The following is a 12,941-nucleotide window of genomic DNA, read 5'->3' as shown; positions in this document are numbered from 1 at the left end:
TGCCGAGGATCTTCATGTCGCGCATTTCGCTCATCATCCTCGCCCTATGCCTTGGCGGCGTTGCGCAGCCGGCGCTCGCTCAGGAGGCGCCGCTTAAACGGCTGGATACGGGCGATGACGGGCGCGGCTGGGAGGCGGTGGGCCGTCTGGAGCTGGCGGGGCGGGGCTTTTGCACCGGCGCGCTGATTGCGCCCGATCTGGTGCTGACAGCGGCGCATTGCCTCTATGACAGCGATACGGGCGCGCGGCTGGACCATCAGAAGATCGAATTCTTAGCCGGTTGGCGCAACGGGCGGGCCTCGGCTTACCGCTTTGTGCGGCGCGCGGTCGTACATCCCAGTTACGTGCAGGATGGCGCCGTCGCGCCCGAGCGGGTGCGCAACGATGTGGCCCTTCTGGAGCTGCGCCATCCCATCCGCAACGCGCGTGTCGCGCCCTTTGCGACCGATGTGCGCCCCGAGCCGGGGCAGCGCGTGGGGGTCGTCAGCTACGCGCGCGGACGCGCCGATGCGCCGTCGCTGGAGGAGGTGTGCGAGGTGATCGCCAAGCAGGAGGGCGTTCTGGTCATGTCCTGCGATGTGGATTACGGCAGCTCCGGCGCGCCGATCTTCACCTTTGACGGCGACGTGCCCCGCGTCGTCTCGGTTGTCTCGGCCATGGCCGAAGTGGACGGTCGCAAGGTATCGCTGGGCACGCAATTGCAACTGCCGCTCGAAGTGTTGCGAGCCGAGCTGGCCTCCGGCGGGGGCGGCACGGCGGGTGACGGACCGTTCATGGCCGAGGTGGGCCAAGTGCGCGAGACCGGCGCAAAATTTGCCAAGCCATGATGCGGCTGCGGGATATCCTCGCGGCCACTGCCGCGCTTGTTGCCCTGGCTGCACCGCTGGGCGCGGGCAGCAGTCTGATCCGGCTGACGGATCGTGAAGACCTTTTCGGCTGGGAGGCCGTTGGGCGACTGGACCTCGAGGGCAAGGGCTATTGCAGCGGGGCGCTGATTGCGCCCGATCTGGTGCTGACGGCGGCGCATTGCGTCTATGACGATGCAGGCGCGCTGATTGCGCCTGATCTTATCACGTTCAGTGCGGGGCTGCGCGATGGTCAGTTTATCTCGCAAACCGGCGTGGCGCGCATTGCGGCGCATGATGGATATATCCCCGGACGACGGATGACCGCCCAGATGATCCGCCACGATGTGGCCCTGCTGAAGCTTGCAGAGCCGATCTTGGCCGCAGTGGCCAGCCCCTTCGTTCTGTCCAGCGCCGAGGCCCAAGCGGGCTTGAATGTGAGTGTCGTCAGCTACGGGCAGGGGCGCGATGCTGCCCTGTCTTGGCAGCGCGAATGCGGGGTCACGGCGGCGGGGCAGGGCCTGATGGCCTTCGACTGCGACGTGACCTTCGGCAGCTCGGGCGCGCCGGTTTTCGCGCGCGGCAGGGGGCAGCGCGCGCGCATCGTCTCGGTGATTTCGGCGGGTGATCAGGATACGGCCTATGGAATGGAATTGCCGGGCCTCGTCGAGGATCTGAAACGCGCGCTACGCACCGCGCCGCGCGCGGCCGGTGCCATTCCGCGCAGTAACAACCTGGGCTTTGGTGGCTCGGCCAGCGGTGCAAAATTCGCCAAGCCGTGAGGCGCCAGGCAGCTCTTGAAACGGGGCTGCCCACCTCCCAAATTATAATAGGCGGACGCCGCAAGGGTCCGCGCTACGACCGCCTGTCCCTTAGGGGAAGGCATATCATAATGGTATCGCTCAATGGAGGATGACCCATGCGAAACTTTGATTTGGCCCCGCTCTATCGGGCCACTGTCGGGTTTGACCAGATCGCGGACATGATGGACCGCGTGCTGACCGCGGATACCCCGCAGCCGACCTATCCCCCCTATAATATCGAGAAGACTGGCGAGGATGCCTGGCGCATTTCCGTCGCCGTTGCCGGCTTTGCCGAGGACGACCTGTCGGTCGAGCTGCGCGAGGGCGCGCTGATCGTCTCGGCCCGCAAGGCCGATGACGGGCAGGAACGCACCTATCTGCATCGCGGCATCGCCACCCGCGCGTTCGAGCGGCGCTTCCAACTGGCAGATCATGTCCGCGCGACCGCCGCGACCCATGCGGATGGCATGCTGCATATCGACCTGGTGCGCGAAGTGCCTGAGGCGCTCAAGCCTCGCCGCATTGCGATCGAGAGCCGCAAGAGCGGTGACGAGGATGTCGTCGACGCCAAGTCGGTGAACTAAAACGAATGACGCCCCGCCGGAGGACCGGCGGGGCGCTTTGTGTTCTGGCGAAGATCGGTCCGAAATCAGACCGACATGCAGATGTATTTCATCTCGAGATAGTCCTCGATGCCGTGATGGCTGCCTTCGCGGCCAAGGCCCGACTGCTTGACGCCGCCGAAGGGCGCCAGCTCGGTCGAGATGATCCCCGTATTCACGCCCACGATGCCGTATTCCAGCGCCTCGGCCACCTTGTAGACGCGGCTCAGATCCTTGGCGTAGAAATAGCTGGCAAGGCCGAAGATTGTGTCATTGGCCATCGCGATCACATCGTCCACATCATCGAACTTGAAGAGCGGCGCCAGAGGCCCGAACGTCTCGTCCGTGGCGACCTGCATCTCTTGCGTCGCGCCGGTGATGATGGTCGGCGGCAGGAAGTTGCCCTCGCGCTGCGCCGGTTCGCCGCCGCCCAGGATGACCTTGCCGCCCTTGGACTTGGCGTCGGCGACATGCTCCTGCACCTTGGTGATCGCGTCCTTGTTGATGAGCGGGCCGAGGTTCACGCCCTCTTCCATGCCGTCGCCCATCTTCAGCTTTTCGACGGCTGCCTTCAGCTTTTCCGCGAAGGCGTCATAGACGCCGGCCTGCACATAGATCCGGTTGGCGCAGACGCAGGTCTGGCCGTTGTTGCGGAACTTGCACATAATGGCGCCCTCGACGGCGGCATCGAGATCGGCGTCGTCGAACACGATGAAGGGCGCGTTGCCGCCCAGTTCCATCGAGCATTTCATCACCTGGTCGGCGGCCTGCTTCAGCAGAATGCGGCCCACTTCGGTCGACCCGGTAAACGTCAACTTGCGCACGGCGGGGTTCTCGCAGAATTCCTTGCCGACGTCGGAGGAGCGCGATGAGGTCACGATGTTAAAGACGCCTGCGGGGATGCCCGCACGCTCGGCCAGCACACCCAAGGCAGTGGCGCTCAGCGGTGTCTCGGCAGCGGGGCGACCCACGAAGGCACAGCCTGCGGCCAGCGCAGGCGCGGCCTTGCGGGTGATCATCGCGTTGGGGAAGTTCCAGGGCGTGATCGAGGCGGCAACGCCGATGGGCTGCTTGATGACCATAATGCGCTTGTCGCGCTGGTGGCCGGGGATCGTCTCGCCATAGACGCGTTTGGCCTCTTCGCCAAAGAATTCGACGAAGGACGCGCCATAGGCGATTTCGCCCTTGGCCTCGGCCAGCGGCTTGCCCTGCTCGGCGGTCATGATGGTGCCCAGGTCGTCCTGATGCTCCATCATCAGGTCGAACCATTTGCGCAGGACGGCGGCCCGCTCCTTACCGGTCCACTTGGCCCAGTCTTTCTGGGCTTTCTCGGCTGCGGCGATCGCCTCGGCCACCTGATCGCGGCTGAGGTCGGCCATTTGCGCGATAACGTCGCCGCGCGCGGGATTCGTCACGTCGAAGGTCTTGTCACCGCTGACCCATTTGCCATTCACATAGGCCTTGTCGGCCAGCAGGCCGGGGTCTTTGAGCAAAGATTTGAGATCTGTCGTGCTCATGTCATGCATCCTTTCGATTGTCTCTGCTGCAAGGCAAAGCACCTTGCAGTCGGCTTGTCCAGCCGGACCGCCTCAGCGGCCCGGTACATAGCTGTCGAGCACCCGGCTCCAGGCATCGGTGCGCAGATAACTCAGCAGCGCGCGGTTCATCGGCTCGCGCAGCTCGGAATCGGTGGGCAGCGCGATGCCATAGTCCTGGCGGCCGATTTCATCCTCAAGGATACGGATGTCACTCTCGTATTCTTGTGTGACGATCCACTGCATCAAAGGCCGGTCATAGACAAAGGCACTGACCTCGCCCGCGACCAGCGCGTCGAGCGCTTCGCGCGGGCCGTCATAGCGGCTGATGCGGATGCCGCGGCCCACCATCTCGTCCGCGCCGGTGCTGTTCTCGACGACGCCGATGCGGTAATTCTTCAGGTCCGTCACGCCCTGGATCGGATTGCCGAGGCTGCCCACAGTCAGCGAGGCGGCGATGGCAGCGGTAAAGCTGGCGACGATCAGCATCGCGGTGAACATCCAGATCAGCCCCACGATGCGTCCGCCCAGAGTGCGCGGCGCCTTGTCGCCATAGCCAACGGTGGTCATCGTCACCGCCGCCCACCAAAAGCCGTCGCCGAGCCCCTGAACCGGATCGCGAGGGAATTCTTCGTTATGGCCGCGCTCGAAAAACCACATCGCCGCGCCCGCGATCAGGAGCACGGTCGAAAGCGTGGCAATGGCAACGGCGAATTGCCATGTGAACATGTTGCGGACGACTTGCAGCCATCCGCTACCTGCATCGGGGTCGATCGCGATGCCAAGGCCGGTCGTGTAGAAGGGAAAGGTAAAGTCCAGCTCGGCCTCGCGCGCCGGGGTGATGGTGATCGCAGCGGCGGCGCCGTCTACCGTGCCCGCCTCGACCTGGCTCAGCATGCCGGGCAGCGTGTCCTCGCGCCACTCGACTTCATAGCCCAGATCGCTTGCGATATTGGTCACGGCGTCGATGGTGATCCCACTCCACGCGCCATTTGCGCCGACAAAGGAAAAGGGCGGCGATTCCTTGGTCAAGAAGACCAGCGGCCCTTGGATGTCCATCTCGGGGATCGGCACGTCGCTGTTCTGCGCGGTGGCGGGCAGGGTTGCCAGCAGCAGAAGGAGCAGGGCGATGACGCGGGCGCCGAGGCGGGGCAGGGAGGTGAACACGGTCGATGCGGGCCTTTATGCGGGTTCGGACGGTGGTCTTATCCCGATTAACGCCGCGGCGCGCAAGTGTGGCGCGTTCCGAGGCATCTTCGCGGCCCCTCAGCGACCAAACTGGTCGCGCCAGCAGGGCATGACGTCACCGGGCGCGGGACGCGCCAGATAGACCGCCCGCGCGATGGCACGGGCAAGGCAGGTGGCCGCGGCATGGCCCAGCAGCACAGCGCCGGACGCATCCTCAAGAGGCCGCGCGCCAGTGCTGACCCCAAAGACCAGATCGCCATCCATCGGCGTGTGAGACGGGATCAGCGCCCGCGCCATACCATCATGCGCCGCGATGGCCAGACGCGTGCATTGCGATTGGTCGAGCGCGGCATCGGTGGCAACGATGGCGATCGTCGTGTTGCCGCCGTCCATCTTGGTGCGCGGCGTGTGAACCTCCCCAAATTCCTGCGCCGCGCGCAATCCGCCGAACTCGCCTGCGATTTCGAACGGCGCGGCCCAGAAATGTGGCCCCGAGTCCACGGTCGCCGACCCCAGCGCATTCACCGCAACCAGTGCGCCAACGGTATGGCCCGAGGGCAGCACAAAGGACGCCGACCCAAGCCCGCCTTTCAGAGTTGCAGTCAGCGCGCCCGCACCCGCGCCCGTGCTGCCCAGATCGAACTGCGCACCCTGCGCCTTGAACGCCTCGCGCCCCAGCCGCTTATACGGGTTTTCGGCCCAATCCTTGTCGCCGCCATTCAACAGATCAAAAAGGATCGCGCCCGGCACAATGGGCACGCGCGCTGCGCCCACCGCAAAGCCGCGCCCCTCCGCCGCCAGCGCGTCCGCAACACCCGACGCTGCATCCAGCCCAAATGCCGAGCCGCCCGATAGGACCAGCGCATCGACCTGTTGCACCGTGCGGTCCGGCGCGAGCAGGTCCGTCTCGCGCGTGCCGGGCGCGCCGCCCATCACATGCACGCCGGCGGTGAAGGGTGTGTCTGCGCACAGAACCGTGACGCCGCTCTTGATCCGCGCATCGGCTGCATTGCCGACACGGAGCCCCGCGACATCGGTGATCAGGTTCAGCGCGCCGGGGCCGCCGCTACGTTTATGCGCTTGGGTCATGCAAAACATCTTGCCAGAATCCGCGAGATCGGCAAGATTAGCGTCAGCCGGAGCGGTGGCGCCGCTCGCCCGGATCTATGGGCCAAGGCCATTTACATCAACAGTCCTGAACGCCGGGATCTTTCTGTAGAAGGAAGGTCGAAATGACTGCACGTCCTGAAATGTATCGCTTTCACAATGGTGAAAAGGCACCCCTCCAGTTCGAGGCTGCCGAATATGAGGCCCGTCTCAAAGGTCTGCGCGCCCGCATGAACGACCTTGGGGTCGATGTGGCTGTCTTCACCTCAATGCACAACATCGCCTACTATTCGGGCTTTCTCTATTGCGCCTTTGGCCGTCCCTACGGCCTTGTCGTCACCGCCGATCAGGATGTGACCATTTCGGCCGGCATCGACGCGGGCCAGCCCTGGCGCCGCTGCCATGGCGACAATATCACGTATACTGACTGGCAGCGCGACAATTACTGGCGCGCGATCCTGTCCGTGTCGGGCGAGGGCAAAGTTGTCGGCTACGAGGCCGATCACCTGACGCTGCTGCAAAAGTCCAAGATGGACAGCTTCCTCAAGCCGTCGAAATCGGTCGATATCGCCCCCACCACGATGGTGCAGCGCATGGCGAAAAGCCAGGCCGAGCTGGATTTGATCCGCCGCTGCTGTAAGGTGGCAGACGTGGGCGGCTACGCGATCAAGGACGCGGTCAAGATCGGCACCCGCGAGATCGACGTCGCCATGGCAGGCCGCGACGCGATGGAGCTGGAGATCGCCAAGGAATTCCCCGATGCGGAATACCGCGACACATGGGTCTGGTTCCAGTCCGGCATCAACACCGACGGCGCGCACAACCCCGTCACCGCGCGCAAGCTGGAACATGGCGATATCCTGTCGCTCAACACCTTCCCGATGATCAGCGCCTATTACGTCGCGCTGGAGCGCACGATGTTCGTGGGCGAGGTCGACGATGCGTCGCTCAAGATCTGGGAGGCGAACGTGGCCGCGCATGAATATGGCATGAGCCTGCTCAAGCCCGGCGCGTCCTGCTCGGAGATCACGCACAAGATCAACGATTTCCTCGAAGAGCGCCAGCTGCTGCAGTACCGCACCTTCGGCTACGGCCACAGCTTTGGTGTCCTGTCGCATTACTACGGCCGCGAGGCGGGCCTGGAGCTGCGCGAGGATATCGACACGGTGCTCGAGCCCGGCATGGTCATCTCGATGGAGCCGATGCTGACCATCGCCGACGACCAGCCTGGTGCAGGCGGCTACCGCGAGCATGACGTGTTGATCATCACCGAGGACGGCAACGAGGATATCACCGGCTATCCCTACGGGCCGGAGTTCAACGTCGTCGGCTAAGGCCGAACGCCATTTAATCTAGAAAGGCGGCCTGTTATGGGCCGCCTTTTTTGCGTTCCGCGCGTGATGCTGCCCATCGACTTCAAGACGAACGCGCCTTGATAAGGCGGTCCTCCTATCTTGGTTTCGGGACCATGCGCCGCGCGAGAGCGGCGACGGCGAAAGCGCTGAGTCCGCCGACCAAACCGCCCATCATCCAGAAACGGATCGGCCCGAAAATGATGATCGTCGTCCCTTGGTTGAATATGCGCTCAAGTAGCATCGGCAAGGCCACGGCCCTGCGCCGGGACATCAGGCTGGCGATGATGCCAATCTCGATGATGAACGCGGCCAAAGCGCAGCCGGCGCGGCCATCAACACCATCGCGGCAATATCTGTCGCCCCCGGCCCCAGCCGTGCCTGACACGCCCTCGCAACCTTGGGCGCGAAGATCAGTGGTAGCAGCAACGCGATGGGGATCGTGTATGCTGCCAAGATGTTGAAGCGGAAGATCGTCGCAAGCTGATACAGGGCCAGAAGCGCGATCCATACCCCCGCCGCATGGGCTACGATCCGGATCGCCGCCTTTTGCCCTTCGAATTCATCGCGCATGGCAAGCCGTCCTGTCTGGCGTCCGAAGCCACGGTGAAGCAAGCTCCCGTCGCCCTCAACGGCAATTGACGGCACGCTGTCCATCCGCCTTCCACCACATCCTGTTTCCAAACCCCCCGATCCGCCCTACAAGGGGACAGCGCATCCGGAGGGGACGCATCATGGCCGCACTTTTGAAACTGATCGTCTTCGGCGGAGCTATCCTGACGCTGATCTATGCCGTGCTGTCGATCTATTCCCGGCAGGTGCGCCGCGGCAAGCTGGAGGCCGAATGGCTGATCCAGGGCAAGCCCGGCAGCGAGGAGGAGTTCGTCGAGGCGGGACTGAAGGAGTACGATAGTTCCTTGCGCCGGAAACTGATCTTCGGCGTCTACGTTATCCCCGTGACGGTGGTGGCGGTGGTCATTTACCTGACGAATTTCAACTGAAAAGGGGCCCGGAATGGTCTATGTGAAATGGGTTTTCTGGGGCGCGTTCTGGGCGGTCGTTCTGGCATTCCTGCACTATACGCTGCCGCAGCACGACATCGTGCGCATCACCGACACCTACGAAACGCGCGAGGATTTCGACTATCCGTTCTTCTGGGCCAATCCCCCAAGCAGCGAGACGGGCGCGCCGACCAACCGGGACGTGTTTTTCATCCAGACCTTTCTGGAGAGCGGCAAGCCGATGATCTATCGCAACGAGGATACGGGCTGGGGCTGGCCGCCCTATTTCAAGTTCGACACGGCCAATCTGCAGGCCGAGGCGTCGGACCTTGTCTCGACCCGTAGCGCGGCCGTCGCGCAATGGGTGTCGATCACGCATTACGGATGGCGCAACGAATTCCTGTCGATTTATCCCAACGCCGTTTCCGTCAAGCCGGTCGCCGGTCCGGACGTGCGCATTATCCCATGGTTCAACATCATTCTGCTGACGGTTCTGGCGGCGTTCGTCTGGGGCATCTGGGCGCGCTGGCGCAAATTCCGCAACCGGCGCGAACGGCGCAAATCCGATGAGCTGACCGAAGGCTGGGGCTGAGCGGGCCGCGTCAATGCGCAGCGATCGATCCAAGCAAAAGGTCCGTGACAAACGCGCGCCGCATATGCTTGGATCAGCCTTGAAAAAGGCCGCCGCAGCACGAGTAAACCGCAGCCTCTCGCCCCAGCAATAGGCCGAAAATCGCAGTGATGCATCCCCAGCCCGATCTCGATCTCAGCCCGCCCGTCTCGGACGAGGTGCGCAAGACCACCTGCTATATGTGCGCCTGCCGTTGTGGGATCGATGTGCACATGAAGGATGGGAAGGTTGCCTATATCGAGGGCAACCGGGATCACCCGATCAACAAGGGTGTGCTCTGCGCCAAGGGCAGTGCCGGGATCATGCAGCACAATTCACCCGCTCGGCTGCGCGCGCCCTTGAAACGCACGGGGCCGCGCGGATCGGGCGAGTTCGAGGAAATCAGCTGGGACGAGGCACTCTCGCTCGCCACGGACTGGCTCGCGCCTCTGCGCGCCGAGGCACCCGAGAAGCTGGCATTTTTTACCGGGCGCGACCAGTCGCAAAGCTTTACCAGCTACTGGGCGCAAAACTTCGGCACCCCGAATTACGCGGCGCATGGCGGCTTCTGCTCGGTCAACATGGCGGCGGCGGGCATATACACGATGGGCGGCGCCTTCTGGGAGTTCGGCAGCCCCGATTGGGAGCATACCAGGCTATTCATGCTCTTCGGCGTGGCCGAGGATCACGACAGCAACCCGATCAAGATGGGTATCGGCAAGATCAAGGCGCGCGGCGCGCGTGTCATCGGCGTCAATCCGATCCGCTCGGGCTATAATGCCGTGGCCGATGACTGGGTCGGCATCACGCCGGGCACCGATGGCCTCTTCATCCTCGCGCTGGTGCACGAGCTGATGCGCACGGGCCGGATCGACCTCGACTACCTTGCGCGCTACACCAACGCGCCGGTGCTGGTGAACGGCGATCTGAAATCGCCCGAGCATGGATTGTTCTTGCGGGATGGCGAGGGCAAGCCACAGGTGATCGACCGGAACACCGGCAAGCTCGCGGCGTTCGACGCAAAGGGCATCCGCCCGGACCTGCATGGCACCCACCGCGCGGCAGGCGTCACGCATCGCCCCGTGATGCATCTCATGGCCGAGCGATACCTTGATCCGCAATACGCTCCCGAGGCCGTGGCCGAACGCTGCGGCATACCTGCGCTGAAGATCCGCGCGATCGCCGCCGAACTGGCCCGCGTCGCCTTCGACGAGGCGATCACGCTGGACCGCGAATGGACCGATTTCCGCGGCGAGACGCACCAGACCATGACGGGCCGCCCGGTCAGCTTTCACGCGATGCGCGGCATCTCGGCCCATTCCAACGGGTTCCAGACCTGCCGCGCGCTGCACATGCTGCAGATCCTGCTCGGGACGGTCGAGGTGCCCGGCGGCATGCGGTTCAAGCCGCCATACCCCAAGCCTGCGCATATCCACCCGCGCCCGCACAGCAACACTAGCCCCGGCAAGCCGCTCGATGGCCCGCATCTGGGCTATCCGATGGGCCCCGAGGATCTCTGCCTGAAATCCGATGGCAGCCCGGCGCGCATCGACAAGGCCTTTACATGGGAGAACCCGCTGAGCGCGCATGGGCTGATGCACATGGTCATCTCGAACGCGCATGCGGGGGACCCCTACAAGATCGACACCCTGTTCCTCTACATGGCTAACATGGCGTGGAATTCGTCGATGAACACGTCAGGCGTCATGCAGATGCTGACGGACAAGGACGAGAACGGCGAGTATGTCATCCCCCGCATCATCTATTCCGACGCCTATAGCAGCGAGATGGTCGCCTATGCCGACCTCATCCTGCCCGACACGACCTATCTCGAGCGCTACGACTGCATCTCGCTCCTCGACCGCCCGATCAGCGAGCCGAACGGCGCCGCGGATGCCATCCGTTGGCCCGTAGTCGCGCCCGACCGCGACGTGCGCGGCTTTCAATCGACGTTGTGCGATCTGGGTGCGCGCCTGAACCTGCCCGGTTTCGTCACCGAAGATGGCGGCCAGAAATATGCCGATTACGCCGACTACATCACCCATCACGAGCGCAAGCCCGGCATCGGCCCGCTTGCCGGCTGGCGCATGGGCGAACACGGCCTGACCCACGGGCGCGGCGCCCCCAATGAGGCGCAGCTGGACAGCTATATCCGGAACGGCGGTTTCTGCGTCCAGCACATCCCTGAGGATGCGCAATACTACAAGCCATGGAACATGGCCTATCAGGACTGGGCGGTGAAGATCGGCATCTTCGACGCGCCACAGCCCTATATATTCGAGCTCTATTCCGAGCCGCTGCGCCGCTTCCAACGCGCCGCGGAGGGCCACGGCGACCGCCAGCCCCCGGACGATCTGCGCGAGCGGATCAAGGCCACGATGGATCCGCTGCCCATCTGGTATGCCCCGCTCGAGGACGGCCACGTCGATGAGGCCGAATACCCGATCCACGCGCTGACCCAACGCCCCATGGCGATGTACCACTCCTGGGGCAGCCAGAACGCGTGGCTCCGCCAGATCCACGGGCATAACCCACTCTACCTGCCGACGCAGCTATTCGAAAAGCACGGGTTCAAGGATGGCGACTGGGCGTACGTCACCTCTGCCCATGGCGAAATCACCGTGCCCGTCGCGCATATGGCCGCGCTCAACCCGCATACCGTCTGGACATGGAACGCCATCGGCAAGCGCAAGGGCGCCTGGGCGCTGAGGGAGGGCGCCCCCGAGAGCACCAAAGGCTTTCTTCTCAATCATCTCATCCACGAATTGCTCCCGCCCAAGGGCGACGGGCTGCGATGGTCCAACTCCGATCCCATTACCGGCCAAGCCGCCTGGTTCGATCTGCGCGTGAAGCTCGAAAAGGTGCCCGCCCCCGCCGAGGCGCATCCAATCACGCCCGCTCAAAACTCCCCGGTCGGCACCGGCCCAGACACACTCGCATGGAAGGTAGGCAAATGAGCGGACCGCAGCGCACCCTTCTGGCCATACTCGTCTTCGTGGCCCTCGTCCTCGGCTCATTCATCTGGTTCATCGCCACATGGGGCGACGAGGCCGCGGCGCGGCCCACCCCCATCCTTCTTGCGACAAATATCCCGGGGTCCGGGGCAGCGCCCCGGTCGGGCGCGGCAAAAGGCACAACAGCATGACCGCGCTCCCGCCCGATACTCCCCGCAAGCTTGGCCTCGTCATCGATCTCGACACCTGCGTCGGCTGTCATGCCTGCGTCATCTCCTGCAAGGGCTGGAATACCGAGAATTACGGCGCCCCGCTCAGCGATCAGCGCCCCTACGGCCCTGACCCCAGTGGCACCTTCCTCAACCGCGTCCACAGCTACGAGGTCCAGCCCGAGGATGGCGCAGCGCAGCTCGTCCATTTCCCGAAATCCTGCCTCCATTGCGAGGACGCGCCCTGCGTCACCGTCTGCCCCACGGGGGCCAGCTACAAACGGGCCGAGGATGGGATCGTGCTGGTGAACGGGAGCGATTGCATCGGCTGCGGCCTTTGCGCCTGGGCCTGCCCCTATGGCGCGCGCGAGATGGACGCCGAGGAAGGTGTCATGAAGAAATGCACGCTCTGCGTCGATCGCATCTACAACGAGAACCTGCCCGAGGTGGACCGCGTCCCCGCCTGCGTGCGCACCTGTCCGGCCGGTGCGCGGCATTTCGGCGATTTTGCCGATCCGGATAGCCATGTCAGCCAATTGACGGCCGAGCGTGGCGGGTTTGACCTCATGCCCGAGCAGGGCACGAAGCCGGTCAACAAATACCTGCCGCCGCGCCCGCGCGACACACTCGGGCAGGGCGAGCAGACAGATATCCTCGCGCCCTTCCTCGACACCCCCATGACCGAGCAAAGGGGCTTCGTTGCCTGGCTCGACCGCGCCCTTTCAAAGGTCTGAG

At 64.1% G+C, this 12,941-nt stretch carries 13 protein-coding genes; 9 read left to right on the top strand and 4 right to left on the bottom strand.

Features of this window, described 5'->3' with window-relative positions:
* The first annotated feature begins 14 nt into the window (after nt 1-14).
* The 3 genes from BW975_RS11285 (at nt 15) to BW975_RS11275 (ending at nt 2,232) form a co-directional block, all read left to right on the top strand.
* Nucleotides 15-827, top strand: a complete 813-nt coding sequence (locus tag BW975_RS11285) for a trypsin-like serine peptidase (protein ID WP_076534066.1) — start codon at nt 15-17, stop codon at nt 825-827.
* Nucleotides 824-1,627, top strand: a complete 804-nt coding sequence (locus BW975_RS11280) for a trypsin-like serine peptidase (RefSeq protein WP_244512606.1) — start codon at nt 824-826, stop codon at nt 1,625-1,627. The genes BW975_RS11285 and BW975_RS11280 overlap by 4 nt, the downstream gene beginning before the upstream one ends.
* Nucleotides 1,628-1,764: 137 nt before the next feature.
* Nucleotides 1,765-2,232 (top strand): Hsp20 family protein, encoded by a 468-nt coding sequence (locus tag BW975_RS11275; RefSeq protein ID WP_076534065.1) that lies wholly within the window; start codon nt 1,765-1,767, stop codon nt 2,230-2,232.
* Between the two features lie 65 nt (nt 2,233-2,297).
* Here BW975_RS11275 and BW975_RS11270 read toward each other — a convergent pair whose 3' ends face one another.
* From BW975_RS11270 to BW975_RS11260, 3 genes are all read right to left on the bottom strand, one after another.
* Nucleotides 2,298-3,767 (bottom strand): NAD-dependent succinate-semialdehyde dehydrogenase, encoded by a 1,470-nt coding sequence (locus tag BW975_RS11270; RefSeq protein ID WP_244512607.1) that lies wholly within the window; start codon nt 3,765-3,767, stop codon nt 2,298-2,300.
* A gap of 72 nt (nt 3,768-3,839) precedes the next feature.
* Nucleotides 3,840-4,952, bottom strand: a complete 1,113-nt coding sequence (locus BW975_RS11265; protein WP_083687084.1) for a transporter substrate-binding domain-containing protein — start codon at nt 4,950-4,952, stop codon at nt 3,840-3,842.
* Nucleotides 4,953-5,051: 99 nt separating this feature from the next.
* Nucleotides 5,052-6,062, bottom strand: a complete 1,011-nt coding sequence (locus BW975_RS11260) for a P1 family peptidase (protein WP_076534061.1) — start codon at nt 6,060-6,062, stop codon at nt 5,052-5,054.
* 143 nt (nt 6,063-6,205) lie between these two features.
* Between BW975_RS11260 and BW975_RS11255 the strand changes: the two genes are divergently transcribed.
* Nucleotides 6,206-7,414, top strand: coding sequence for an aminopeptidase P family protein (locus tag BW975_RS11255; protein WP_076534059.1), 1,209 nt, complete (start codon nt 6,206-6,208; stop codon nt 7,412-7,414).
* Nucleotides 7,415-7,705: 291 nt separating this feature from the next.
* Here BW975_RS11255 and BW975_RS17940 read toward each other — a convergent pair whose 3' ends face one another.
* Nucleotides 7,706-8,005 (bottom strand): hypothetical protein, encoded by a 300-nt coding sequence (locus tag BW975_RS17940; RefSeq protein ID WP_139329169.1) that lies wholly within the window; start codon nt 8,003-8,005, stop codon nt 7,706-7,708.
* 161 nt (nt 8,006-8,166) lie between these two features.
* Here BW975_RS17940 and BW975_RS11245 point away from each other — a divergent pair, with 161 nt between their 5' ends.
* The 5 genes from BW975_RS11245 (at nt 8,167) to BW975_RS11225 (ending at nt 12,940) form a co-directional block, all read left to right on the top strand.
* Nucleotides 8,167-8,433: a hypothetical protein gene (locus BW975_RS11245; RefSeq protein WP_076534055.1), complete on the top strand. Its 267-nt coding sequence runs from the start codon at nt 8,167-8,169 to the stop codon at nt 8,431-8,433.
* A gap of 13 nt (nt 8,434-8,446) precedes the next feature.
* The gene (locus BW975_RS11240) at nt 8,447-9,025 is read left to right on the top strand and encodes a DUF1523 family protein (protein WP_076534053.1); all 579 of its coding nucleotides are present in this window, start codon (nt 8,447-8,449) and stop codon (nt 9,023-9,025) included.
* Between the two features lie 149 nt (nt 9,026-9,174).
* Nucleotides 9,175-12,000: a molybdopterin oxidoreductase family protein gene (locus BW975_RS11235; RefSeq protein ID WP_076534051.1), complete on the top strand. Its 2,826-nt coding sequence runs from the start codon at nt 9,175-9,177 to the stop codon at nt 11,998-12,000.
* Nucleotides 11,997-12,188 (top strand): hypothetical protein, encoded by a 192-nt coding sequence (locus BW975_RS11230; RefSeq protein WP_076534049.1) that lies wholly within the window; start codon nt 11,997-11,999, stop codon nt 12,186-12,188. The genes BW975_RS11235 and BW975_RS11230 overlap by 4 nt, the downstream gene beginning before the upstream one ends.
* Entirely contained in the window at nt 12,185-12,940 is a 756-nt protein-coding gene (locus tag BW975_RS11225) for a 4Fe-4S dicluster domain-containing protein (protein WP_076534047.1), read from the top strand. Before BW975_RS11230 ends, BW975_RS11225 begins: the two co-directional genes overlap by 4 nt.
* Nucleotide 12,941: the final 1 nt, after the last annotated feature.

The sequence above is a fragment of the Roseovarius nanhaiticus genome (assembly GCF_900156535.1).
In the GTDB taxonomy this organism is placed as follows: Bacteria; Pseudomonadota; Alphaproteobacteria; order Rhodobacterales; family Rhodobacteraceae; genus Roseovarius; species Roseovarius nanhaiticus.
The sequence above is the reverse complement of the archived record's forward strand: the minus strand, read 5'-3'. Positions and strand labels throughout refer to the sequence as shown.